Raw genomic sequence first — 23,327 nt, 5'->3', positions numbered from 1 at the left:
GCCGCCAGCGGTTTAACTGTGTAATTCAGCCAGCAGCGCGCGGGTGACGGGATCGTCGGCCTGGACCTCGCCCTGCACGGCCGGCAGCAGCTTGTTCGCTACCTGCTTGCCCAGTTCCACACCGAACTGGTCAAAGGGATTGATGCCCCAGATCACGGCCTGCAGGTAAACGCTGTGCTCGTACAACGCGAGCAGCGCACCGAGCGAACGCGGCGTAAGCGAATCCAGCAGGATCATGGTGCTGGGCCGATTGCCAGGATAGGCGCGATGCGGATCGGCATTGCCCTGCCCGTTCGCCAACGCTTCGGCCTGTCCGAACAGGTTCGACAGCAGCGCTGCATGGTTCTCGGCATACGGGTCGTCGCCACGCATCACACCGATGAAATCCACCGGCACGAGCTGCGTGCCCTGGTGCAGCGCCTGGAAGAAGCTGTGCTGCGAATCGGTGCCGACGCCACCCCACCACACCGGCACCGTCTGCGCCACGACAGAAGTACCGTCGAGCCGTACCGACTTGCCGAGGCTTTCCATCACCAGCTGCTGCAGATAGTCCGGCAGCAGCTTCAGACGCTCGTCGTACGGCATTACCGCCTGCGTGGCCAACCTGCGCGCATTGACGTTCCACACCGCGGTCAACGCATGCCACGCGGCAAGGTTCTCGCGCGGTGCGGCATCGAGGACATGCGCGTCCATTTCCGCCGCACCGGCCAGCAGTTCGTCGAACGCGTCCGGACCAACGGCAAGCGCGATCGGCAACCCGACTGCGGACCACAACGAGTAGCGCCCGCCGACCCAATCCCACATCGGCAGGATGCGTTCGCGAGGAATGCCGAACACCGACGCGGCGCGTTCGCCGTTTGCCGTGATCGCATACAGGCGCGAGTCGTCGCCCAGCCATTGCCGCAGGACCGCGCCGTTGAGCAGCGTCTCCTGCGTGCCGAAACTCTTGGAGATCAGCAGTACTGCGGTATGCGCGCGATCCAGCCCGGCCAGCGTCCGCTGTACGGCGGCGCCGTCGACATTGGAAAGGAAGTGCACGCGGAAGCGGCCCGGCATGGGCGCCGACAACGCATCCACCGCCAGTCGCGGACCGAGATCCGACCCGCCGATGCCAACGCTGACGATGTCGGTGACATCGCTCGCCGCGAGGCTGGCGATGAGCTCGCGCATGCGTGCGCGGGCGCCCTGCGCCTGTGCATGGGCCTCGCGCACGGTCGGCGTTTGCGACAGATCGCCGCGCAGCGCGGTATGCAGCGCCGGACGCGCTTCGGTCGGGTTGACGGTGTCGCCGGCGAACATGGCGTGGAGGCGGCCCGGGCCATCCGCCGCGGCCAACAGGTCAAACAATGCTTCCAGCGCCGCCCGGTCGTACCCCTGGCGCGCGAAGTTGGCGCAAATCGGACCCGCCCGTACGGCGAAGTCCCCTGCCCGGGCCGGATCGGCCTGCAGCATCGATTTCAGATCCACTTCCGCCAGACGCTCGGCCTGGGACTTGAGTTGCTCCAACCGATGCTTTGCGGGCATGGCGCTCCTATCAGGCCGCGGCTTGCTGCGGCATCGAGTGGTTGGTGTGGGTCAGCTGGTTCTGGCGGTCGACGTAGACGCAGGTCGGCTTGTACTTCGCCGCCTCGGCCTCGTCGCAGACGCCGTAGGCGCAGATGATCACCAGGTCGCCCGGCTGCGCGCAGTGGGCGGCGGCACCATTGACGGAAATCACGCCGCTGCCTTCCTCGCCACGGATGGCATAGGTGACGAAGCGGGCGCCGTTGTTGACGTTGTAGATGTGGATCTGCTCGTACTCACGGATCCCCGAGATGTCGAGCAGGCGGCCGTCGATCGCGCAGGAGCCTTCGTAATGCAGCTCGGCGTGGGTGACGCTGGCGCGGTGGATCTTGGCCTTGAGGACGTTCAGTTGCATGTTCGGGGGTCTCCGGCCGCCGGGCTTGGCAGCGAGAAAACAAAAGTTTACCAGCGCATGGCGCGGTGCAACATGGAACGGGGCGTCCTGTTACCGGCTATTTAGCCCGGGGCAAAGCCCCTCAGGCCTCGAATTCGAGGTTGTCGATGAGCCGCGTCCGTCCCAGGCGGGCCGCGACCAGCGCAACCCGCGGGCCGTGGCCTGCCGCCGGCAGGCCGAGTTCCCGGTCGCGTACCGCCGTGTAATCGACGACGAAGCCCGCTGCGGCCAGGCGATCGGTCGCCTCGGCCTCGACCTGCTCGCGGGGCCGGCCGGCGCAAATGGCTTCACGCATGGCCTGCAGGGTCTGGCTGATGTGCGCCGCCCGCGGGCGTTCTTCGGCGGAGAGGTATTGATTGCGCGAACTCATCGCCAGGCCGTCGGCCTCGCGGCGCGTTTCCGCGGCGATGATGTCGAGCGGAAACGCCAGGTCCCGGACCATGTAGCGGATCACCGCCAGTTGCTGGTAGTCCTTGCGCCCGAATACCGCCGCGTCCGGCTGCACCTGGTTGAACAGGCGCGCCACCACCGTCGCCACCCCATCGAAATGGCCGGGGCGGTGCGCTCCTTCCAGCGTTTCGGTAACGCCGGGCACGCTGACGCGCACGGTGGCATCGACGCCATGCGGGTACATCGTTTCCACCGAGGGCAGCCACAACAGGTCGCACCCGGCTGCCTCCAGCCCGGCGGCGTCGGCCTCTGGCGTGCGCGGGTAGCGGCTGAAGTCCTCGCTCGGGCCGAATTGCGTCGGGTTGACGAAGACACTGGCGACGACGCGATCGGCGTGCCGAAGTCCCAGTTGAATCAGCGAAAAATGGCCCGCGTGCAAATTGCCCATCGTGGGCACGAAGGCGACGCGCTGGCCGTCCTGTTTCCATTTGCGGATGTGGCCGCGCAGGGCGGACAGGTCGTGGATGACGTCGATCATCGCGGTATGCGTACCGGTATGCGGCGGACGGTGGTCAGTCGTAGGAATGGGCGGCATCGGGAAAGCGACCTTCGCGCACGGCGGCGGCGAAGGCTTCGGCGGCGCCGGCCACGGAGCCGCCTTCGGCGAGGAAGTCCTTCACGAACTTGGGCCGGCGATGGCCACTGTTGACGCCCAGCAGGTCATGCAGCACCAGCACCTGGCCGTCGCAATGCGGGCCGGCCCCGATGCCGATGGTGGGAATCGACAGATCCGCGGTGATCGCCTGCGCAAGAGCGGTCGGTACGCATTCCAGGACGAGCAGCGTGGCGCCGGCCGCCGCGACGGCGCGCGCGTCGGCACGCAGTTTTTCGGCAGTGGCGTCATCGCGCCCCTGCACCCGATAACCGCCCAGGCGCAGCACCGACTGCGGCGTCAGGCCCAGGTGCGCGCACACCGGAATTTCCCGTTCGACAAGGAAGCGGATGACGTCGAGCTTGTGGCCGGCACCTTCCAGCTTGACCATCGCGGCGCCCGCCTGGAGCAGCCTGGTCGCCGCGTCCAGCGCGCGTTCGGGCGTGGCGTCTGCCTGGAACGGCAGGTCGGCGATCAGCAGGGCCTTCGACAGGCCACGGGCGACGCAGGTGACGTGATACACGGTGTCGTCGACCGTGACCGGCAGCGTGCTGTCGTGCCCCTGCACCACCATGCCCAGCGAATCGCCAACCAGGATCAGATCGGTGCCGGCGCTGTCCAACGTCCGCGCGAAGCTGGCGTCGTAGGCCGTGAGCATCACCAGCCTGCGCCCGTCGCGCTTGGCGTCGGCGAGCATCGGCACGGTCCAGGGTTTGTCCTGCGTGGAGGTGTACATGCGGCTAGCCTAGCGCTTCGATGCCGGAAGGTTCCATCGCCGCCAGCGCAGCGCGCGCGGGCCCGATGCCGGGAATCATGGCGTCCGGCGCGATTTCGACCAGCGGCACCAGCGCAAAGCTGCGTTCATGCAGGTGCGGGTGTGGCACGTGCAGGCCGGGCTCGTCGATCACGGCATCGCCATAGAGCAGGAGGTCGAGGTCGAGCGTGCGCGGCCCCCACCGCTCGTCGGCGTGGCGTTCACGCCCGGCTTGGTGCTCGATTCCGAGCATCGCATCCAAGAGTTCTCGCGCGCCCAGGCCGGTTTCGATCATCGCCACGGCATTGATGAAATCGGGCTGGTCGATGCGGCCCCAGGCCCGGCTGCGGTACAGCTTCGAGGCGCGCAGCAGGCGGGTGTGGGCCAGCGCGTCGAGATCCTTGAAGGCATGGCGGAGCGTCGCCGCGGCATCACCGAGATTGCCGCCCAGACCGATCAGGGCAACGGTTTTCGCGTTCACTCGCCGGATGCTGCAGATCCGCCGCGGCGGCGGCGGCGACGACGTGGCGCGCCGTTGGCCCCGGCTTCGGCCGCGGGCGAATGCGCGTCGAGCTGTACTGCCAGGGCATCGCCCGGCTGGGTCTGCGCCTCGCGCCAGAACGCAACGTCATCGGCGTGTTCATTCGACGCCGCAAGGCGCAGGTTGAGGAAATCGAATGCGGCGCGGAATCGCGGATGTGCCAGCAGACGGAAGACGCGCTTGCGCTGGCGCAGCGAGAAGCGCGACTGCAGCAGCCAGATTTCCTGCATTGGCAGGGAGAAGCGGCGTGGCAGCGCGATCGTGTTGAGCTGGTGCACGGTGACTCGGTCGGCGGCGCGGCGCTCGGCTTCCGCCGCATGCATGCCACCCTGCTGCAGTTGCGCCAGAGAGCGGCAATACGCGGGCCACAACAGCAGCGCAAACAGGAAGGCGGGCGAAACCGGTTCGTCGTTGGCCACGCGCGCATCGGTGCTGCGCAAACCGGCGATCAGCATGCGTCGCAGGGCGCCACTGCGATTGGCCTGCAGGGCGGCGGCGGACTCGGGGAACAGGGCATCGAGCAGGCCGTGGCGCTCCAGTCCCTCGAAACTGGCAACGGCACGCCCCGTCAGGAAGAGCTTCAGGCATTCTTCGAACAGGCGCGCCGGAGCGGCCTCTGAAAGCAATGGCGCCAGGCGTGGAATGGGTTCCGCCGTGGCGGTTTCGATCTCGAAATCCAGCTTCGCGGCCAGGCGCACCGCCCGCAGCATGCGCACCGGATCCTCGCGATAGCGCGTGTCCGGATCGCCGATCAGGCGCATCAGCCGGTTCCGCACGTCCTCGAAGCCACCGACGTAATCGCGGACGGAGAAATCCTCGATCGCGTAATACAGCGCGTTGGCGGTGAAATCGCGCCGGACCGCATCGTCCTCGATCGAACCGAAGACGTTGTCGCGCAGCACCCGCCCGCCTTCGTGGGTCTCGCGGTCGCCGCTGCCGTCATCGGCATTCGCGCGGAAGGTCGCGACTTCGATGATCTCGCGACCGAACACGACATGGGCCAGGCGGAAACGACGCCCGATCAGGCGACAGTTGCGGAACAACTGCTTGACCTGCTCGGGAGTCGCGTCGGTGGCGACGTCGAAATCCTTGGGATGGCCGCCGACCAGCAGGTCGCGTACCGCGCCGCCAACCAGGTAGGCGCCGAAGCCTGCTTCGCGCAGGCGATACAGCACCCGCAGGGCATTGGGACTGATCTCCCGCCGCGAGACGTTGTGCTCTTCGCGCGGGATCACCCGCAGCGGATGGATGGTCTGGAGTTCGGACATCTGGGTCGTGCCGCAGTCCCTGTCGGACGGTGAAAAACTGTTCAAGCGGCCAATTGCCCGGCGGCATTGGCGCTGCGTATACTAGCAGTCCGCGTTCAGGCCGAAGCCTGGCGCGCCGAAGCAAGCAACTCTGCTCCCTTCGTCTAGAGGCCCAGGACGTGGCCCTCTCAAGGCTAAAACACGGGTTCGAATCCCGTAGGGAGCGCCAATTCGCAAGGCCCGATTTTGAGATAGGGTCTTGAACAGCAAACCCGGCCCGCGCCGGGTTTTTTGTTGGCCCACGACAGACTTCGAGTTACGCCCCGCGGCTGATAAAGGCAAACGACGACCCCCCTCGCTCCGACTTCGCGAAGCTGCCGTGTCCCATCACCCGGACCATTTACGCAGAGGCGAGCGCTAAACTACGCCCAGCCAAACCAGCCACGGAAGCCGCCGCTCATGCCCTTCGTCGTCACCGAGAACTGCATCAAGTGCAAGTACACCGACTGCGTCGAGGTGTGCCCGGTGGACTGCTTCCACGAGGGCCCGAACTTCCTCGTGATCGACCCGGACGAGTGCATCGACTGCACCTTGTGCGAGCCCGAATGCCCGGTCAATGCGATCTATCCCGAGGACGACGTGCCGGCGGGACAGGAGGCGTTCGTCGCACTGAACGCCGAGCTGGCGCAAGCCTGGCCGGTGATCACGACACGCAAGGACGCCCTGGCGGATGCCAAGGAGTGGGAAGGCAAGCCGGGCAAGCTGGACCTGCTGGAGCGCTGAGCCAACGGGAACACGAAACAAAGAACGGGCGCCAGGGCGCCCGTTCTTGTGTCGGCTGTTGCCGGCGGGATTCGCGGTGGGGAGGTCAGTTACCGCCCAGCGCCGCCTTCACTGCCGCGATCACCTTCATGGGCGCCTCGCCCGTGGCCGGCTCACCGCGCGGATCGACCGCGGACACGTAGACCCCCGCTTCGACCGTGCTCACGCGAACGAGGAAGTTGCTGCCCTCGACGCTGACGTCGTACGCACCCAGCGCCGGCGCGCGGCTGGCAATGGTCAGGCCTTCGACCTTGCCCAGCGCGTCACCGACCTTGGCGTAGACATCGTCGCGGCTGCCCGCAACTGTGAACCCGTTCGCCACCTTGGGGGCCGAAGCCGTGGCCGAGCCGGCCACAGCCCCGCCCGGAATCGCCATGGCGCCCTCGGTCTGCGGCAGGTCCAGATCCGGCGGTACTTCCAGCGGCCGGCTCATCGGGTCGCCTGCATAGAGCTTGTTTTCCTTGTGGAACCAGCTGCAGCCCGACGTCGCGAGGACGGCAGCGAGCACGAAGGCGGTGGTCGCGAAGCGGCTCGCGGATTGTTTCAGGCGCATGGGGTTCTCCTGGGAAATCGTGAAATCAAGCGGCGTGGGCACAGGCACTTTCAAGTTCCCGTACGGTAGCCGCAATGGATGAAGCTGCATCGGAATAAGCCTTGGACAGCGGCAGTAGGGGCAGGCGCAGGCCGCGCCCGATACCCTGCAGTTCCAGCAAGGCCTTGATCGGAATCGGATTGGGTTCGACGCCCAGGAAATCGAACGAGGACTGCAGCTGCGCGTCCAGCTGGCGCGCCGGATCTGCATTGCCCGCACGGGCGAGGTCGCACAGGCGGCGCATGGCCGCCGGCAAGACATTCGACGCCACGGAGATCACGCCATCGGCACCGGCGAGCATTGCGCGGCATGCGGTCGGGTCGTCGCCACTGAGCACGGCGAAATCGTTGGCCTTGAATCGCAACAACGCATCCATGCGCTCGGGTTCGGCACGCGCTTCCTTGATGCCGATGATGCGCGGGTGGCCGCACAACTCGGCCACCGTCTCCGGCAGCAGGTCACCGCCGGTGCGCCCCGGCACGTTGTAAAGCACGACAGGCAATGCGCCGTCGTCGGCGATGTCGAGGTAATGGGCGATCAGGCCCGCCTGCGTGGGACGGACATAGGGAGGCGACACGATCAGCGCCGCGTCGGCGCCCAGCACGGCGGCGCGGCGGGTCTGCTCGATCGTCTTGGCGGTGTTGGACAGGCCGGTGCCCGCCAGCACCGGGATGCGACCGGCAATGAATTCGACGGCGCTGCGCAGGAGCAGGTCGAATTCGGCGTCGTACAGCGCTGCGGCCTCGCCGGTGGAACCGGCGACGACGACAGCCTGCGTGCCCCCATCGAGCTGCTGCTGGAGCAGGCGCTCCCAGGCGTCGAGATCGAGTTCGCCAGCGACGTCAAACGGTGTCGCCAGCGCGGTGATGCTGCCAGAAAGTCGCAAATCGGTGGCCTTGGTTGTTGATGCGGTGAAATGGGGGGCAGGCCGCGGAGATCGCGCCGTACTGGGCCGTGGAAGACGGCGAACAGGCCCGCAAAATTCACGTGGATGTTACTTGCGGCCCGAAACCGCGGGCAAGTATGCTGGCCGCGAGCCGCCAGCGATGGCAGCGTAGCTCCAACGATCCGGGCATCTTGCCCCAAGAGCCAGGCGCCGCCTTGACCGATACCGCTTCCCGGCCGTCGCCGAACGAAAACCACCTGTTGATCAACGCCTACACGACGCATCCGGAGTCACCGCTGCTGTCAGTGACGCGGCGGATCACGGACAGCGGCTGCAACCTGGTCGACGCGCGACTGTCCACGGTCGGCCGTGACGTATCCGTCACAGCGCTGGCAGTGGGGCCATGGGACGCCGTCGCCAAGCTCGAGGCCATGCTGACCCGGCTCGAGCGCGAGGAAGGCCTGAAACTCAACTGGTACCGGACCGGCGCCAAGCAGGTTCAGTCCAACCTGCTGCCCTACGTGGTCGAAGTGGTGGCCGCGGACAAGCCGGGCATCCTGTTCCAGCTGGCGGATTTCTTCGACCGCCAGGGCATCACCATCGAGAGCCTGCATTGCTCGCGTTATCGCGCGATGCAGACCGGTGCGGACATGTTCTCGGCACAGGTGACCATCGGCGTGCCGGCGAGCATGCATATTGCTGCGCTGCGCGATGACTTCCTCGAGTTCTGCGACCACCTTAACCTCGACGCGATCATGGATCCGATGAAGTTCTGACGGATCCGCCGCGGGCAAACAGCAACACAAGCCGGGAAACCGGCGCTACAACCGAGAGACCGATGCTGGACACTGGCGACAAGATTCCCGATCTTCCCATCGCGCTTTCAAGCGGCACCCATGGCCGCCTCTCCGACTACAAGGGCCACTGGCTGGTCCTCTACTTCTACCCTAAGGACAGCACCCCGGGCTGCACCACCGAAGGCATCGACTTCAACGCGCTGCTGCCGAAGTTCAGGAAACTGGACGCCACGGTGCTCGGCGTCTCGCGCGACTCGATCAAGTCGCACCAGAACTTCTGCGCCAAGCAGGGCTTCAAGTTCGACCTCGTCAGCGACGCCGACGAGAAAGTCTGCAACGCATTCGGCGTGATCAAGCCGAAGAAGCTCTACGGCCGCGACTACATCGGCGTAGAGCGCAGTACGTTCCTGATCGATCCCAAGGGCGTCATTGTCCAGTCATGGCGCCCGATAAAAGTCCCCGGCCACGCCCAGACCGTGTACGACCAGCTGAAGGCTGTCGCAACGAAGTGATCATCCAGCGTTCCAATAACCCCACCACCCCGCCCCGCGGGCTTGTGGTGGTTTGCCTATGCCCGGTTTTTAAACAGCTCGCATCCAGGAAAGCATGATGACCCGAAGCAAGCGCATCTACGTCCTCGACACCAACGTGCTGATGCACGATCCAACCGCGCTGTTCAAATTCGAGGAGCACGATGTCTACCTGCCGATGCAGGTGATCGAAGAGCTGGATAACGGCAAGAAGGGCACCAGCGAAGCCAGCCGCAATGCGCGGCAAGTGAGTCGCTTCCTCAACGAACTGGTCGAGAGCCACGGCACCAGATCCATTTCCGAGGGCATTCCCCTCACCCGTCCGCAGGGCCTGCAGCTGCGCGGGGCGCAGAGCATCGGCAGGCTGCGCTTCCAGACGCGCGACTTCGATTCAGGCAAGCGTTTTGGCGCGGTCATCCCGGACAACCACATCCTCGGCGCCATCCTCGCGCTCAAGGAGGCCGAACCGGGCGTGCCCGTGGTGTTCGTCTCCAAGGACATCAACCTGCGCATCAAGGCATCGATCGCCGGCATCGATTCCGAGGATTACGAAAACGACCGTGCCCTGGACGACTTCAGCCTGCTGTATACCGGCTCGACCGCGCTTCCGGAGGATTTCTGGCAGCGCTACGGCAAGGACCTCAGGTCGTGGACGGAAAAGGGGCGGACTTTCTATGAAATCCGCCGCGGCGAAAGCGACGACTGGTACCCGAACCAGTTCCTTTACCTGCCCGGCGACGACGAAGCGGAAATGAAGGTCGCGCACGTCGAGGGCGAACGCGTGATCCTGCAGATCGTCGACGACTACCGCCACAACCAGCACGCCGTATGGGGCATCACCGCACGCAACCGCGAGCAGAACTTCGCGCTGAACGCGCTGATGGACCCGGACATCGACTTCGTGACCCTGCTTGGCACCGCCGGCACCGGCAAGACGCTGCTCGCGCTCGCCGCTGGCCTGGCCCAGACGATGGACCAGCAGCGCTATCGCGAAATCATCATGACCCGCGCGACGGTGAGCGTCGGCGAGGACATCGGCTTCCTGCCCGGCACGGAAGAAGAAAAGATGACGCCGTGGATGGGCGCCCTGACCGACAACCTGGAAGTGCTCACGCATAACCCCGAGGGCGGCAGTTGGGGACGCGCGGCCACGAACGACCTGCTGGCTTCACGCATCAAGATCCGGTCGCTCAACTTCATGCGCGGCCGCACCTTCCTGAGCCGCTGGCTGATCCTCGACGAAGCGCAGAACCTCACGCCCAAGCAGATGAAGACGCTGATCACGCGTGCGGGTCCGGGCACGAAAATCGTGTGCCTCGGCAACGTCGAACAGATCGACACGCCCTACCTGACGGAAACCACATCCGGCCTGACCTATGCGGTGGATCGCTTCAAGGGATGGGGGCACAGCGCGCACGTGACGCTGCGTCGCGGCGAGCGTTCGCGCCTGGCGGATTACGCGTCCGAAGTGATGTAAGGCAGATGGGGGTGCACCTGCCACGCTGGGTATGGATCGGCGCGGGTTCGCTTGCCTGCATCGCGGGCATGGTCAACGTGGTGGGTTACCTGGGCTTCGAGCACCAGGCGGTGACGCATCTCACCGGAACCACCACGTTGCTCGGCGCTTCGGTGGCGGCCGGCGATATCCGCGCCGCCCTGCAGCTGCTCGGCGTGGCCGTTGCCTTCATGGCAGGCGCGGCGCTGAGCGGCCTGATCGTCCAGGACAGCACGTTGCGCCTGGGTCGCCGCTATGGCGCCGTACTGGCGATCGAGTCTTTCCTGCTGGTGCTGGCCGTGCCGATGTTCCAGCGCAACCAGATCAGCGGCGCCCTGCTCGCGGCGATGGCCTGCGGATTGCAGAACGCCATGGCCACGACGTACAGCGGAGCGGTCATACGCACCACGCACCTGAGCGGCATGTTCACCGACCTCGGGATCGGGCTGGGCCATGCGTTGCGCGGCTTGCCGCTGCAGCGCCGACGCCTGCTGCTGTGCGGGCTGATCATCGCGTGCTTCCTGGCAGGCGGCATCGCGGGGGCATTTCTGTTCTCGCGCATCGGCTATCGCGCGCTGCTCCTGCCCGCAACGCTGACCGGGCTGACAGGCGTGGGCTATGTCGTCTACCGTCAATGGCAGTCATTCAGTGGAGGCAAGCCGGCGTGACGCCCTGCGCACTCACCATAGCGGGCTCGGACTCGGGAGGAGGTGCCGGCATCCAGGCCGACCTCAAGACATTCGCGGCGCATGGCGTGCACGGGCTGAGCGCGATCGCCGCGCTGACGGCACAGCACACGCGCGGCGTCACCGCGGTCGAAGTGCCGACGGTTTCCTTCCTGCGCGCCCAGATCGACGCCTGCTTCGACGATTTCCGCATCGGTGCGGTGAAGCTGGGAATGCTGGCGACAACAGACGTCATCCATGCGGTCGCTGGAGCACTCGAGCAGCATCGCCCGCCGCACATCGTGCTGGACCCGGTCATGGTTGCGACGTCCGGCGCGCGCCTGCTCGACCCTTCGGCGCTCGATGCCCTGCGCAACCGCCTGCTGCCGCTCGCCACGCTGGTCACGCCGAACCTGCCTGAAGCCGAACTCCTGCTCGGTACCAGGATCGATAGTCGCGTTGCGATGCGCGCGGCTTGCAACGCTCTCCTCGATGCGGGCGCGCGGGCGGTGCTGTTGAAAGGCGGCCACCTGCACGACGGCGGCGACATTGTCGACCTGTTCGCCGATGCCTCTGGCACCGTCGAGTTCCCGCACCCTCGCCTGCAGCTGGAGGCACACGGCACCGGCTGCACGCTCGCCTCCGCCGTCGCCGCCAACCTGTGCCTCGGACTCCCGCTCGCCGGCGCCTGCCGCGCCGCCGGCGAGTACGTGCACGCCGCATTGCTGCGCGGCTACCGGCCGGGACGCAGCGAGATAGTCGTACTCGATCATTTCGGCGCCGCGCGCCGTGACTGAATTTTCCGCGCAGGCGATCGATGTGCAGGCCCGGGATGGCCACCGCTGGCAGTTGCTGGCTGTCACTCCCGGCCAACCCCGCGCACGACTGTTCTGRCTGCCTGCCATGGGCGTCGCGGCGAAACACTACCTGCCATTCGCGCAGGGCCTGGCGGCCGCGGGAATCGCGGTCTTCATCCACGACTGGCGCGGCAACGGATCAAGCAGCCTGCGTCCCGCGCGCAACTCCGACTGGGGTTATCGCGAACTGCTCCAGCACGACCTGCCCGCCAGCGAGGCAATGGTGGCGCAGGTGCTCGACGGCGTTCCGCGCATCGTCGGTGGCCACAGCCTCGGTGGCCAGCTCGCGTGCTGCCATCTCGGCATGGCGCCGGAAAGCGCATCCCAGCTGTGGCTGGTAGCCAGCGGTTCGCCGTACTGGCGCGCCTTTCCGTTGCGCACCCGCTGGTGGCTGCCGATGGCATACCGCTTCCTGCCGTGGCTGGCGGACCGCCGCGGCTTCCTGCCGGGCCACAGCATCGGCTTCGGCGGCAATGAATCGCGCACCCTGATCCACGATTGGGCACGCAGCGCGCTGAGCGGACGGTACGCGGCGCGTGGCATCGACACGGATATTGAAACCGCGATGTCAGGCGTCGCGGTGGAAGCGCGCGCGGTGACGCTGGCGCAGGATTGGCTGGCCCCCCCTGGTTCAACGCGGTACCTGCTCTCCAAGCTGCCGCAGTCACGCCATCGCATCGACACGCTGGACATGCAGGCGTTGAAGACGCGCGCAGATCACTTCGGCTGGATGAAGCAACCCGGGCCGGTCATCGAATCACTGTTGCGACCGGACTAGGCTTCAAATCGGGGCTTCAAATCAGGGCTTCAAATCAGGCCAGGCCGCAGAGGCGCCTGAGTTCATCCTGCAAGGACGACTCGCGCCCATTGGCAAGCATCTCCTCGATTTCCACCGCTTGCGGCACCGCTGCCTGTGCGCCCATTCGCGTGCACGCCAGGGATGAGGCCGCCGAGGCGCGCCGCAATGCAACGGCAAAACCATGCCCCTGCGCCAGCGCGRCCACGAGCGCCCCACAGAACGTGTCGCCCGCCCCGGTCGTGTCCACCGCGTCGACCGCAAATGCAGACTGCACCAGCCATACGCCGTCGATGTACGCGCAACTGCCGTGCGCTCCCAGCGTGACGACGACATTCGCCTTGCCGAGCTTCTCGACGGCGGTCGCAATCGAGCCGGGCTCGCCGGAAATTGCGGCCAGTTCGCCTTCGTTGACGACGAGCACATCGATGGCGGCCAGCAATTCCGCAGGCAGCGACCGTGCGGGGGCTGCGTTCAGTACCGTGCGCACCCCAGCGTTCCGAGCGGCCAAGGCCCAGCCGGTGACGGCTTCCAGAGGGGATTCCAACTGCATCAACAGATGCGACGTATCGGACAGATCCGGAAGGTCGTCCGCCTGCAGGCGTGCATTGGCCCCGGGCGCCACGGTGATTGCATTCTCCGCATCCGCGGCAAGACAGATGAAGGCGACACCAGTGGCGGCGTCTGCGATACGCACGACTCGCGCATCCACGCCCGCCTGGCGCAGCGACTGCTCCAGTGGCGCGGCGAAGTCATCCGTCCCCAGCGCGAGCAGCATGCGCGTCGGCACTCCGCCTGCGCGCGCACAGGCGACCGCCTGGTTGGCACCCTTGCCGCCCGGAAAAGTCAGGAAGTTGCTCCCCAGCACCGTCTCTCCCGGAGCGGGGATGTGGGGTACCCGCACGACGAAGTCGAGGTTCGCCGATCCTGCGACAAGGACAGTGTTGCGTAGGGTCATGCCTGCTCCGGACAAGTCGCGGCGACCGCCGCTGGCGCTGAACATAACGCATGCGAACTAAGGGACAACGGCATTGCGCCATGCACCGCGGGCGCGAAAAAGAAAAAGGGCCGACGGAAACCGTCGACCCTTTTGCTTTATGGCGCGCCCGGAGAGATTCGAACTCCCGACCACCAAGTTCGTAGCCTGGTGCTCTATCCAGCTGAGCTACGGGCGCATAAGCTAGAAGCGGAATTATGCTTCAGTTGTTATCGCCTCGTCAAACACTCGGCGTTAAAAACTGGCGGAGACTGAGGGATTCGAACCCTCGATGGAGCTTTTGACCCCATACTCCCTTAGCAGGGGAGCCCCTTCGGCCTCTCGGGCAAGTCTCCGCTGGAACTTCGCGGGGCGCAGAGCATAACGGCTCTGCGCATGCGCGGCAAACTTTTTTAGCTGCCGTCTGCCTTTCGATCCTGTTCCGAGGTCCCTTCTCCCCGCTGTATGCGCTGGTAGATTTCCTCGCGATGGACCGCGACATCCTTGGGCGCGGTGATACCGATGCGCACCTGGTTGCCCTTCACACCGAGCACGGTGACTGTAACGGAGTCACCGATCATCAAAGTCTCGCCGACGCGACGCGTCAGGATAAGCATGCAAATCTCCTCGATACCGGCCAAGATCGCCGGTCAGGGCGCCCCTTCCCTCCAAGGGCGCCTTGCTTCCTAAAAACAAACGCCGGCGTTCTGTGGACCGCGGTGCGGCCCAGAAGTTCAGCGTCCCCCTGTCACATACCACGTTCAGAATCATGCCAGTTTTTGCGCCACCCAGTCCGTGACGCCGGACAGTGCCTGCTGCAGCGCCGGGCCGTCATCACCGCCGCCCTGCGCCATGTCCGGGCGACCGCCGCCCTTGCCATTGATCTGTGCGGCTACGTGGGACAGTAGCTCCCCTGCCTTGACCTTGCCAGTGAGGGAGTCGCTGACCCCGGCAATCAACGCGGCCTTGCCACCATTGGCTCCGGCGAGCAGGACCACGGCATTGCCGAGTTGCTGCTTGAGGCGGTCGACCGCATCCCGCAGTGCCTTTGCGTCGAATCCCTCCAGCCGGGACGCCACTACCTTCACACCACGCACGTCGACCGCGGAACCGGCCAGATCCGCCGTGGCGCCGGAAGCCGCCTTGGCCTTCAGCGATTCGAGCTCGCGCTCGAGTTTTTTCTGCCGATCAAGCAATGCACGCAGCTTCTCGTTCACGTCCGCCGCGTTGCCGCCCAGCATGTTGGCGGCCTCGTCGAGGCGGCGCTCCTCCTCGGCCACATAGTCCAGCGCGCCCTGCCCGGTCAGAGCCTCGATGCGGCGCACGCCGGCCGAGACACCGCTCTCGGACACGATCTTGAACAGGCCGATATCGCCGGTGCGGGTCACATGCGTGCCGCCGCAAAGCTCCGTCGAGGTGTCGCCCATGCGCAGCACGCGCACGCGTTCGCCGTACTTCTCGCCGAACAAAGCCATCGCGCCGAAATCCAGCGCTTCCTGCATATCCATGTGGTGCACTTCGGCGGCATGGTTGCGCCGTACTTCGGCGTTGACCTGGCGTTCTATCTGCGCGAGTTCCGCGGCCGTGACCGGCTGGAAATGCGCGAAGTCGAAACGCAGGCGCTCCGGCGCGACCAGCGAGCCCTTCTGGGTTACATGCGTGCCCAGTATGTTGCGCAGCGCCGCGTGCAGCAGGTGGGTCGCGCTGTGGTTGAGAACCGTCGCCGCGCGGCGTCCATGGTCCACGGYAGCGACCAGATGGTCTCCCCGCTTGAGCGCGCCCGCGGTCAACGTGCCCACATGGCCATGGAACTGGCCCGCGAACTTCTGCGTATCGCTGACGGCGAACATCACGCCCTGCTCCGCCAGCTGGCCGGTGTCGCCCACCTGGCCGCCGCTTTCGGCATAGAACGGCGTCTTTTCGAGGAAGACAATGGCTTCGTCACCCGCACCGATCGCGTCAACCGGCTTGCCGTCCTTGAGCAGCGCGACGACTACCAGGCCGCCGGCCTCGAGGTTCTCGTAGCCGGCGAACTCGGTCGGCTTCAGCTGTGCGATGAGTTCGGCCGGCAAAGCCGCACCGCCGCCGAACTTGCCGGCGGCGCGCGCGCGTTCGCGCTGCTGTTCCATCAGACGCTCGTAGTCGGCCATCGCCGCCGGCGAGAGTTCGGTGCCTTTTTCGCGCAGGATGTCGGCAACCAGGTCGGGCGGACAGCCATAGGTGTCGTGCAGCTGGAACAGCTGTTCGCCGTCGATCACGCCATTGCTCTGAGCCAGGTAGGACTCCAGGCGTTGCATGCCGGCATCGAGCGTCTGCGAGAAAGCGGCTTCCTCGGCTCTGAGTGCGCGTTCGACCAGCTCGCGCTTCTGCACGAGTTCCGGATAGGCCTCGCCCATGACGTCGATCAGCGGCGCGACCATCCGCCAGAAGCTTCCTTCGGTGCTCAATGCACCCAGCTTCCAGAAATGGCGCACGGCGCGGCGGATGATCCGTCGCAGCACATAGCCACGGCCTTCATTGCTCGGCAGCACTCCGTCGACGATGAGGAAGCTGCAGGCCCGGACGTGGTCGGCGATGACACGCAGCGACTTGTGTTCGAGGTCGCCCGTGCCGGTGATCGCGGCTGCCGCCTTGATCAGGTGCTGGAACAGGTCGATTTCATAGTTGCTGTGCACGTGCTGGAGCACGGCCGAAATGCGCTCCAGGCCCATGCCCGTATCGACGCACGGTGCCGGCAGCGGCAGCAGCGTGCCATCGGGCTGGCGATCGAACTGCATGAAGACGTTGTTCCATATCTCGATGAAGCGATCGCCGTCTTCATCCGGCGAGCCCGGAGGACCGCCGGCGATGTGCGCGCCGTGATCGAAGAAAATTTCAGTGCACGGACCGCAGGGACCGGTATCGGCCATCTGCCAGAAGTTGTCCGATGCGTAGGGCGCGCCCTTGTTGTCGCCGATGCGGATGATGCGCTCGGGCGGCAGACCGACCACCTGGTTCCAGATCTCGAAGGCTTCGTCGTCGGTGTGGTAGATCGTGACGAGAAGCTTCTCCTTCGGCAGCTTCCACGTGTCGGTCAACAGCTCCCAGGCCCAGACGATCGCATCCTTCTTGAAGTAGTCGCCGAAGCTGAAGTTCCCCAGCATCTCGAAGAAGGTGTGATGACGGGCGGTGTAGCCGACCTGGTCGAGGTCGTTGTGCTTGCCGCCGGCGCGAACGCAACGCTGCGAACTGACGGCGCGGGAGTAGCTGCGCTTCTCGGCACCGAGGAAGACGTCCTTGAACTGGACCATGCCGGCGTTGGTGAACAGCAGGGTCGGGTCGTTCCCGGGCACAAGCGAACTCGAGGGGACCACGGCATGGCCCTTGGAGCGGAAGAATTCGAGGAAATCGCGGCGGATTTCGGTGGTACTGATCTGGCGAGGGGTATTCATGCCTGGCACGCTTGAAAGGGACTGGGCAGGTCGCGGCGGCTGCCTTCCGGCCAAAGATGGCGGCGGAAGACCGAGCAGGCAACCCAACAGGAAAGCTTTCTAGCGTAACAGGGGTGGCGCGGCCGCTACAGGCTGCGCGGGACTCCGGGCTCGTGCCCGTAGCCCTAGTCGGAGTCGGAACGCGTAGCCGCGCGAATGCTGGCGGAATCGAATCCGCGCCGAAGCAGGAAATCCGCGGCCTTGCGCCGCTGGTTCAGGTCGAGGGCGGCGACTGGGCCGTAGCGCCGACGGACGAGGTCGGAGGCGATTTCGGCCCAGTCGCCATGGAAAGTGTTCAAGGCGGCGGCGATGGCCTCGCTGTCGAGGCCGTGGGTGGCGAGCTCTGCACGGACCCGAGCCGGGCCGTACCCGCCCGAGCTGCGGGCACGAACCAGGCTTTCAGCGAAGCGGCCGTCGTCCTGCCAGCCATCACGAGCCAGGTTCGCCACCGCGACTTCCACTTCGGCGGCTTCCATGCCGCGCGAAGTGAGCTTGCGGGTCAATTCCTTCCGGGAGTGCTCGCGGCGGGTCAGCAGACCCAAGGCACGCTGCGTGGCACTGAGCTCCCTCGCCTTGCGGCGACTGGTCCCTGGTTCGACGTCGAGCGTCGCCTCATCCACGCGGGCGGCCCTGCAATGCTCAGTCGTCGCGTGCTTCGTCCGCGACTTCGTCGCGACGCGCCTCGGCCGGCTTGAACTTCTCGCGCAGCGCGGCTTCCAGCTGCACGGCGAGATGCGGGTTGTCCTTGAGGAACTGGCGTGCGTTTTCCTTGCCCTGGCCGATGCGCTCGCCGTTGTAGCCGTACCAGGCGCCCGACTTCTCGACCAGCTTGGCCTCCACGCCCATGTCGATGAGTTCGCCTTCGCGCGAGATGCCTTCGCCGTACAGGATTTCGGTGACGACCTGCTTGAACGGCGGCGCCATCTTGTTCTTGACCACCTTGATGCGGGTCTGGTTGCCGACGATCTCGTCGCCCTTCTTCACCGAACCGATGCGGCGGATATCCAGGCGCACCGAGGCGTAGAACTTGAGCGCGTTGCCGCCGGTCGTGGTTTCCGGACTCTGCCCAGGCATCATGATGCCGATCTTCATGCGCAGCTGGTTGATGAAGATCACCATGCAGTTGCTGCGCTTGATGTTGCCGGTGAGCTTGCGCAGGGCCTGGCTCATCAGGCGCGCCTGCAGGCCGGGGAGCTGGTCGCCCATCTCGCCTTCGATTTCAGCCTTGGGAGTGAGCGCGGCGACCGAGTCGATCACCACCATGTCGACGGCGTTGGAACGCACCAGCATGTCGGCGATTTCCAGCGCCTGCTCGCCGGTGTCGGGCTGGCTGACCAGCAGGTCATCGACGTTGACGCCGAGCTTGGCGGCGTAGGTCGGGTCGAGCGCGTGCTCGGCATCCACGAAGGCGCAGGTCCCGCCGGCCTTCTGGCACTGCGCGATGGTCTGCAGGGTCAAGGTGGTCTTGCCCGAGGATTCCGGACCGTAGATCTCCACCACGCGGCCCTTGGGAAGGCCGCCGATGCCCAGCGCGATGTCCAGCATCAGCGAGCCGGTGCCGATGACCTCGGCCGGTTCGGCCACCTGGTCGCCCATGCGCATGACCGCGCCCTTGCCGTACTGCTTCTCGATCTGGCCCAGGGCGGCCGTGAGGGCGCGCTTCTTGTTCTCATCCATCGTGGCGGTTCCTTGGTTCGTGTTTGTGTGCGTTGGCATCAGGTTAGTCGGGGCGTATCGCAGAGACTGAGACCCGCGGACCGCGTGCAGAAAAGTTTTGCCGGGACGCGGAGAAGAGGGAAAGCGGCAAACCGCGCAGATCCAGGTAGGGGAAGTCCGCGCCCATGGCCGCGCTCACCGGTTGGGCCTCACCAGGCCGCAATACAAGCCCTCGATGGCGAAGTCCTGGTCCGGCAGCACCTCGATCGGTGCGTAATCGGGATTGCGTGGCAGCAGGCGGATACGGTCCTTGCCGATCTTCAGCAGCTTCACGGTGACCTCGTCGTCGATGCGCGCGACCACGATCTGACCGCTGCGGGCGTCGGAGGTGCGGTGCACACCGATGAGGTCGCCATCGAAAATGCCCTCGTCGCGCATCGAGTCGCCCTTGACCTTGAGCAGATAGTCGGGAGCCGGCGCGAAGAAGTTCTTGTCCAGCAGGACGTAGTCGTCGGGCTCGAGGCCTGCGCCGGAGCCTATGGGGGCGCCTGCTGCAACACGCCCGAGCACGGGCAGCCGCAGGGCGTCGTCGTTCGCCGCGGGACGCCCCTGCGCCTGGACCAGGCGGATGCCGCGGGCCTGACCCGGGACGCGCTGGATGGCCCCTGCCCGTTCGAGGGCTTCCAGGTGGTACTGCGCCGCGCGGACGCTGCTGAAACCGAAGGCCGACGCGATTTCGGTCTGCGACGGGGGCACGCCCTCGCTCTCGATCCGCTTGGTGATGAGCGCCAGGATGGCGCACTGGGTGTCGGTCAGGTTCATTAGTAGCAATACTACTAACGAAGTTTTTCGAAAAGCAACCCCCGGACCGCGAGCGCTTACCCGACCAGGCGCACCAGCCCCTGCAGGGCGGCCTCCACCGTCCGCCGCCGCACGGCCTCGCGGTCGCCGTCGAAGTGGAAGACTTCGGCGGTGGCATAGCCGCCGCGCCGCTTCCAGGCGATCCAGACCGTACCAACCGGCTTGCCCACGGTGCCGCCGGAAGGGCCGGCGATACCAGTCACCGCCACGGACAGCGTCGCACCAGAGTGCACGAGGGCGCCCGATACCATTTCCAGCACCGTTTCACGGCTGACGGCGCCATGGTGTTCCAGGGTCTCGGGGCGCACCCCGAGCAGGGCCTGCTTGGATTCGTAGCTGTACGCGGCGATCCCGCATTCGAACCAGGCCGAAGAGCCCGCGATGTCGGTCAACACCTTGGCGATCCAGCCGCCGGTGCAACTTTCCGCGGTGACCAGCATGTGGTGGCCCGCCTGCGCGGCGGCGCCGAGTCGGTACGCGAGTTGCTGCAGGCTGGCGTCGGACGTGGTTTCGCTCATGCGCGCACTATAACGGCGAGGCCGGAAAAGCCGGCGCCCCGCCGAACCGGCAGGCCCTCGCCTCGAACACGCGGAAGGTCAGGCCGAGGTACGCGGGGCCCGCCCACAACTCCCCACCCGCGGCTGTCATCATGTCGTGCATTGCACGCGCCGCCCGCGCCCGGAATCGATGGACAGCAAGCCCCACATGCACGGCAATTCACCTGGCCCCGCGCCCGAACATACCCCGCTGATGAAGCAGTTCTTCGCCGCCAAGGCAGAGCACCCGGACGTGCTTCTGTTCTTCCGCATGGGCGACTTCTACGAGCTGTTCTACGACGACGCCCGCAAGGCGGCGCGCCTGCTCGACATCACCCTGACCCAACGCGGTTCCTCCGCAGGCCAACCGATCCCCATGGCCGGGGTGCCGCACCATGCCTGCGAGGGTTATCTCGCGCGCCTCGTCGCCCTGGGCGAATCGGTGGCGATCTGCGAACAGATTGGCGATCCGGCGCTGTCGAAGGGACTGGTCGAGCGCAAGGTCGTCCGCATCGTCACGCCGGGCACCGTCACCGACGAAGCCCTGCTCAACGAACGCCGCGATACCCTGCTGCTTGCCATCGCTCGCGGCAAGAACGGTTACGGCGTGGCCTGGGCGGACCTCGCCGCCGGCCGCCTGCTGGTGAATGAAGTCGGCAACGAAGACGCGCTGGAAGCCGAACTCGCGCGTCTGGAACCGGCCGAAACGCTCATCGCCGACGAGGACGGCTGGCCTGCCTTCGCCGCGACCCGCAATGGCGTTCGCCGGCGCGCGCCATGGCTGTTCGACGCCGACAGCGGCCGCCGCCAGCTGCTGCGCTTCTTCGGGCTGCACGACCTGTCGGGTTTCGGCATCGACGACAAGCCACTGGCCGTCGCCGCCGCAGCGGCCCTGCTCGGATATGTCGAGGAAACCCAGAAGCAGCGCCTGCCGCACCTCACGTCGATTGCCGTCGAATCCGGTGACGGCGCGATCGCGATGAATGCAGCTACCCGCCGGCACCTGGAACTCGACAGCCGTGTCGACGGCGACACCCGCACTACCCTGCTCGGCGTGCTGGATTCGACGATCACGCCGATGGGCGGCCGCCTGCTGCGCCGCTGGCTGCACCGCCCCTTGCGCGACCGTTCCACGCTGCGCTTGCGCCACCAGGCCGTGGCCACGCTCGTCGAGTCCGGCGTGGCCGAGCGCCTGCGCGAGACCTTCCGCGCCCTCGGCGATCTCGAGCGCATCCTCTCGCGCATCGCGCTGCGTTCGGCGCGGCCACGCGACCTCTCCACACTGCGCGATGGCCTCGGATTGCTGCCAGCCGTGCGCACGCAGCTGCAGCCGCTGGATTCACCGCGCCTCGCCCAGCTGGCCAGCGAACTTGGCGAACACGACGCGCACGCGCATCTGCTGGCGTCGGCGATCGTGCCGCAGCCACCGGTGCTGGCGCGCGACGGCGGCATCTTCGCCGAAGGCTACGACGCCGAACTGGATGAACTTCGCACCCTGTCGACCAACGCCGACCAGTTCCTGATCGACCTCGAGGCGCGCGAACGCGCCGCCACCGGCATCGCCACGCTCAAGGTCGGCTACAACCGCGTGCACGGCTATTACATCGAGATCAGCAAGGGCCAGAGCGATAGGGCGCCCATGCACTATTCGCGCCGGCAGACGCTGACCGGCGCCGAGCGCTACATCACCGAGGAACTGAAGCAGTTCGAGGACAAAGTGCTGTCCGCGCGCGAACGTTCCCTCGCCCGCGAACGGCTGCTGTACGAGCAGTTGCTGGATGCACTGAACGAACGCCTGGAGCCACTCAAGCACTGCGCCGCCGCGCTGTCGGAGCTGGACGTGCTGGCCTGCTTCGCCGAGCGCGCGCAGGGCCTGGACTGGTCGCAACCGGAGCTCGTGGACGATGCCGGCATCCGCATCGAACGGGGCCGCCATCCGGTCGTGGAAGCGGTGCGCAGCGAGCCGTTCGAGCCCAACGACCTCGTGCTGCACGAAGACCGGCGCATGCTGGTCATCACCGGGCCGAACATGGGCGGCAAGTCGACGTACATGCGGCAGAACGCGCTGATCGTCCTGCTCGCGCATATCGGCGCGTTCGTGCCGGCGGCGCGCGCGGTGCTGGGCCCGATCGACCGCATCCTCACCCGCATCGGCGCCGGCGACGATCTCGCGCGCGGACAATCGACCTTCATGGTCGAGATGAGCGAGACCAGCTACATCCTGCACCACGCGACTGCGCAGTCGCTGGTGCTGATGGACGAGATCGGCCGCGGCACCTCGACCTACGACGGCCTCGCCCTCGCCGACGCCTGTGCGCGCCATCTCGCGCATGGCAATCGCGCGTACACACTGTTCGCCACGCATTACTTCGAACTCACCGCGCTCGCCGAGCCGGGCAGCGGCATCGCCAACGTGCACCTCGACGCGGTCGAACACGGCGATGCCCTCGTGTTCATGCACGCGGTGAAGGACGGCCCCGCCGACCGCAGTTTCGGCCTGCAGGTCGCCGCCCTCGCCGGCCTGCCCAAGTCGGTGGTCAGGCAGGCACGCGGGCGGCTGGCGGAACTGGAGCAACAGCAGCGCGATGTCCCGGTGCCGCCGCTCACGCCGGTCGCGCTGGACCAGCCGCAGCAGTTCGGCCTGTTCGCGCCCAATTCGGCGGCGCTGGAAGCCCTGGCGTCCATCGATCCCGACGAACTCACGCCCAAGCAGGCACTGGAAGCCCTGTACCGCCTCAAGGCGCTCGGTTGAGCGCCAGTCGATAGCCCGCCGCTATCGGCTTGGTTGGAACAATCGATTTCATTTGTCACTGGCGCGGGCCTAAGGTCGGGGTTCCCCCGACCTGC

At 66.3% G+C, this 23,327-nt stretch carries 22 protein-coding genes, 3 tRNA genes and 1 pseudogene; 9 read left to right on the top strand and 17 right to left on the bottom strand.

The genetic code is table 11. The features are described from left to right. Nucleotides 1-12: 12 nt before the first annotated feature. The 6 genes and pseudogenes from pgi to pcnB form a co-directional block, all read right to left on the bottom strand. A complete protein-coding gene (gene pgi / locus ACXJJ9_RS11735) occupies nucleotides 13-1,524 on the bottom strand; it encodes a glucose-6-phosphate isomerase (RefSeq protein ID WP_457097340.1) in 1,512 nt (503 codons plus the stop codon). Nucleotides 1,525-1,534: 10 nt separating this feature from the next. Then, nucleotides 1,535-1,918 (bottom strand): aspartate 1-decarboxylase, encoded by a 384-nt coding sequence (gene panD, locus ACXJJ9_RS11730; RefSeq protein WP_056130033.1) that lies wholly within the window; start codon nucleotides 1,916-1,918, stop codon nucleotides 1,535-1,537. 121 nt (nucleotides 1,919-2,039) lie between these two features. Beyond that, nucleotides 2,040-2,885, bottom strand: coding sequence for a pantoate--beta-alanine ligase (gene panC, locus ACXJJ9_RS11725; RefSeq protein ID WP_457097339.1), 846 nt, complete (start codon nucleotides 2,883-2,885; stop codon nucleotides 2,040-2,042). Nucleotides 2,886-2,919: 34 nt separating this feature from the next. Continuing rightward, entirely contained in the window at nucleotides 2,920-3,735 is an 816-nt protein-coding gene (panB, locus tag ACXJJ9_RS11720) for a 3-methyl-2-oxobutanoate hydroxymethyltransferase (protein WP_457097338.1), read from the bottom strand. 4 nt (nucleotides 3,736-3,739) lie between these two features. Next, complete coding sequence (gene folK, locus ACXJJ9_RS11715) at nucleotides 3,740-4,234, bottom strand: 2-amino-4-hydroxy-6-hydroxymethyldihydropteridine diphosphokinase (RefSeq protein WP_457097337.1); 495 nt, start codon at nucleotides 4,232-4,234, stop codon at nucleotides 3,740-3,742. Continuing rightward, nucleotides 4,231-5,538: pseudogene (gene pcnB, locus ACXJJ9_RS11710) on the bottom strand (polynucleotide adenylyltransferase PcnB); the annotation flags it as partial. The pseudogene pcnB and the gene folK, both read right to left, overlap by 4 nt. A gap of 156 nt (nucleotides 5,539-5,694) precedes the next feature. Between pcnB and ACXJJ9_RS11705 the strand changes: the two are divergent. Together ACXJJ9_RS11705 and fdxA are read left to right on the top strand one after the other, a co-directional pair. Next, nucleotides 5,695-5,770: transfer RNA gene (locus ACXJJ9_RS11705), tRNA-Glu, on the top strand. A 230-nt stretch (nucleotides 5,771-6,000) separates the two neighbouring features. Beyond that, complete coding sequence (fdxA, locus tag ACXJJ9_RS11700) at nucleotides 6,001-6,324, top strand: ferredoxin FdxA (RefSeq protein WP_310053300.1); 324 nt, start codon at nucleotides 6,001-6,003, stop codon at nucleotides 6,322-6,324. A gap of 85 nt (nucleotides 6,325-6,409) precedes the next feature. On the opposite strand, the gene ACXJJ9_RS11695 is transcribed toward fdxA, so the two are convergent. Both ACXJJ9_RS11695 and dapA read right to left on the bottom strand, forming a co-directional pair. Then, nucleotides 6,410-6,916: a hypothetical protein gene (locus tag ACXJJ9_RS11695; RefSeq protein ID WP_457097336.1), complete on the bottom strand. Its 507-nt coding sequence runs from the start codon at nucleotides 6,914-6,916 to the stop codon at nucleotides 6,410-6,412. Nucleotides 6,917-6,941: 25 nt separating this feature from the next. Beyond that, a complete protein-coding gene (gene dapA, locus ACXJJ9_RS11690; protein WP_457097335.1) occupies nucleotides 6,942-7,841 on the bottom strand; it encodes a 4-hydroxy-tetrahydrodipicolinate synthase in 900 nt (299 codons plus the stop codon). A gap of 137 nt (nucleotides 7,842-7,978) precedes the next feature. Between dapA and ACXJJ9_RS11685 the strand changes: the two genes are divergently transcribed. The 6 genes from ACXJJ9_RS11685 (at nucleotide 7,979) to ACXJJ9_RS11660 (ending at nucleotide 12,963) form a co-directional block, all read left to right on the top strand. After that, a complete protein-coding gene (locus ACXJJ9_RS11685; RefSeq protein WP_457097499.1) occupies nucleotides 7,979-8,617 on the top strand; it encodes a glycine cleavage system protein R in 639 nt (212 codons plus the stop codon). 62 nt (nucleotides 8,618-8,679) lie between these two features. Continuing rightward, nucleotides 8,680-9,150 (top strand): peroxiredoxin, encoded by a 471-nt coding sequence (locus tag ACXJJ9_RS11680; protein ID WP_457097334.1) that lies wholly within the window; start codon nucleotides 8,680-8,682, stop codon nucleotides 9,148-9,150. A 97-nt stretch (nucleotides 9,151-9,247) separates the two neighbouring features. Next, the gene (locus ACXJJ9_RS11675) at nucleotides 9,248-10,645 is read left to right on the top strand and encodes a PhoH family protein (RefSeq protein WP_457097333.1); all 1,398 of its coding nucleotides are present in this window, start codon (nucleotides 9,248-9,250) and stop codon (nucleotides 10,643-10,645) included. 5 nt (nucleotides 10,646-10,650) lie between these two features. Beyond that, entirely contained in the window at nucleotides 10,651-11,331 is a 681-nt protein-coding gene (locus tag ACXJJ9_RS11670; RefSeq protein ID WP_457097332.1) for a YoaK family protein, read from the top strand. Next, nucleotides 11,298-12,125 (top strand): bifunctional hydroxymethylpyrimidine kinase/phosphomethylpyrimidine kinase, encoded by an 828-nt coding sequence (gene thiD, locus ACXJJ9_RS11665; protein WP_457097331.1) that lies wholly within the window; start codon nucleotides 11,298-11,300, stop codon nucleotides 12,123-12,125. The genes ACXJJ9_RS11670 and thiD overlap by 34 nt, the downstream gene beginning before the upstream one ends. After that, on the top strand, nucleotides 12,118-12,963 hold the full coding sequence (locus ACXJJ9_RS11660) for an alpha/beta hydrolase family protein (protein WP_457097330.1): 846 nt from the start codon (nucleotides 12,118-12,120) through the stop codon (nucleotides 12,961-12,963). The genes thiD and ACXJJ9_RS11660 overlap by 8 nt, the downstream gene beginning before the upstream one ends. 34 nt (nucleotides 12,964-12,997) lie before the next feature. Here ACXJJ9_RS11660 and ACXJJ9_RS11655 read toward each other — a convergent pair whose 3' ends face one another. From ACXJJ9_RS11655 to ACXJJ9_RS11615, 9 genes are all read right to left on the bottom strand, one after another. After that, nucleotides 12,998-13,939: a ribokinase gene (locus tag ACXJJ9_RS11655; protein ID WP_457097329.1), complete on the bottom strand. Its 942-nt coding sequence runs from the start codon at nucleotides 13,937-13,939 to the stop codon at nucleotides 12,998-13,000. A gap of 140 nt (nucleotides 13,940-14,079) precedes the next feature. Beyond that, a tRNA-Arg gene (locus tag ACXJJ9_RS11650) sits at nucleotides 14,080-14,156 on the bottom strand. Nucleotides 14,157-14,220: 64 nt separating this feature from the next. Further along, nucleotides 14,221-14,313: transfer RNA gene (locus ACXJJ9_RS11645), tRNA-Ser, on the bottom strand. A gap of 57 nt (nucleotides 14,314-14,370) precedes the next feature. After that, entirely contained in the window at nucleotides 14,371-14,574 is a 204-nt protein-coding gene (gene csrA, locus ACXJJ9_RS11640) for a carbon storage regulator CsrA (RefSeq protein WP_310053316.1), read from the bottom strand. A 150-nt stretch (nucleotides 14,575-14,724) separates the two neighbouring features. Next, nucleotides 14,725-17,388 (bottom strand): alanine--tRNA ligase, encoded by a 2,664-nt coding sequence (gene alaS / locus ACXJJ9_RS11635; protein ID WP_457097328.1) that lies wholly within the window; start codon nucleotides 17,386-17,388, stop codon nucleotides 14,725-14,727. A gap of 164 nt (nucleotides 17,389-17,552) precedes the next feature. Then, nucleotides 17,553-18,047: a recombination regulator RecX gene (gene recX, locus ACXJJ9_RS11630; RefSeq protein WP_457097327.1), complete on the bottom strand. Its 495-nt coding sequence runs from the start codon at nucleotides 18,045-18,047 to the stop codon at nucleotides 17,553-17,555. A gap of 19 nt (nucleotides 18,048-18,066) precedes the next feature. Next, nucleotides 18,067-19,104, bottom strand: coding sequence for a recombinase RecA (recA, locus tag ACXJJ9_RS11625; protein WP_457097326.1), 1,038 nt, complete (start codon nucleotides 19,102-19,104; stop codon nucleotides 18,067-18,069). Nucleotides 19,105-19,278: 174 nt separating this feature from the next. Continuing rightward, nucleotides 19,279-19,905: a transcriptional repressor LexA gene (lexA, locus tag ACXJJ9_RS11620; protein ID WP_457097325.1), complete on the bottom strand. Its 627-nt coding sequence runs from the start codon at nucleotides 19,903-19,905 to the stop codon at nucleotides 19,279-19,281. A 56-nt stretch (nucleotides 19,906-19,961) separates the two neighbouring features. Next, nucleotides 19,962-20,462, bottom strand: coding sequence for a CinA family protein (locus ACXJJ9_RS11615; RefSeq protein ID WP_457097324.1), 501 nt, complete (start codon nucleotides 20,460-20,462; stop codon nucleotides 19,962-19,964). A gap of 169 nt (nucleotides 20,463-20,631) precedes the next feature. Here ACXJJ9_RS11615 and mutS point away from each other — a divergent pair, with 169 nt between their 5' ends. Further along, a complete protein-coding gene (mutS, locus tag ACXJJ9_RS11610) occupies nucleotides 20,632-23,232 on the top strand; it encodes a DNA mismatch repair protein MutS (protein ID WP_457097323.1) in 2,601 nt (866 codons plus the stop codon). Nucleotides 23,233-23,327 lie beyond the last annotated feature (95 nt).

The organism is Lysobacter sp. P5_B9, assembly GCF_054049835.1.
This window is presented reverse-complemented; position numbering and strand designations above follow the sequence as displayed.

Bases quoted from the DNA above. Each gene is read 5' to 3' on its own strand.
- pgi (WP_457097340.1), bottom strand. From the start codon at position 1,524: ATGCCCGCAAAGCATCGGTTGGAGCAACTCAAGTCCCAGGCCGAGCGT.
- panD (WP_056130033.1), bottom strand. From the start codon at position 1,918: ATGCAACTGAACGTCCTCAAGGCCAAGATCCACCGCGCCAGCGTCACC.
- panC (WP_457097339.1), bottom strand. From the start codon at position 2,885: ATGATCGACGTCATCCACGACCTGTCCGCCCTGCGCGGCCACATCCGC.
- panB (WP_457097338.1), bottom strand. From the start codon at position 3,735: ATGTACACCTCCACGCAGGACAAACCCTGGACCGTGCCGATGCTCGCC.
- fdxA (WP_310053300.1), top strand. From the start codon at position 6,001: ATGCCCTTCGTCGTCACCGAGAACTGCATCAAGTGCAAGTACACCGAC.
- ACXJJ9_RS11695 (WP_457097336.1), bottom strand. From the start codon at position 6,916: ATGCGCCTGAAACAATCCGCGAGCCGCTTCGCGACCACCGCCTTCGTG.
- ACXJJ9_RS11685 (WP_457097499.1), top strand. From the start codon at position 7,979: ATGCTGGCCGCGAGCCGCCAGCGATGGCAGCGTAGCTCCAACGATCCG.
- ACXJJ9_RS11680 (WP_457097334.1), top strand. From the start codon at position 8,680: ATGCTGGACACTGGCGACAAGATTCCCGATCTTCCCATCGCGCTTTCA.
- ACXJJ9_RS11675 (WP_457097333.1), top strand. From the start codon at position 9,248: ATGACCCGAAGCAAGCGCATCTACGTCCTCGACACCAACGTGCTGATG.
- ACXJJ9_RS11670 (WP_457097332.1), top strand. From the start codon at position 10,651: ATGGGGGTGCACCTGCCACGCTGGGTATGGATCGGCGCGGGTTCGCTT.
- thiD (WP_457097331.1), top strand. From the start codon at position 11,298: ATGGCAGTCATTCAGTGGAGGCAAGCCGGCGTGACGCCCTGCGCACTC.
- csrA (WP_310053316.1), bottom strand. From the start codon at position 14,574: ATGCTTATCCTGACGCGTCGCGTCGGCGAGACTTTGATGATCGGTGAC.
- recA (WP_457097326.1), bottom strand. From the start codon at position 19,104: ATGGATGAGAACAAGAAGCGCGCCCTCACGGCCGCCCTGGGCCAGATC.
- lexA (WP_457097325.1), bottom strand. From the start codon at position 19,905: ATGAACCTGACCGACACCCAGTGCGCCATCCTGGCGCTCATCACCAAG.
- ACXJJ9_RS11615 (WP_457097324.1), bottom strand. From the start codon at position 20,462: ATGAGCGAAACCACGTCCGACGCCAGCCTGCAGCAACTCGCGTACCGA.
- mutS (WP_457097323.1), top strand. From the start codon at position 20,632: ATGGACAGCAAGCCCCACATGCACGGCAATTCACCTGGCCCCGCGCCC.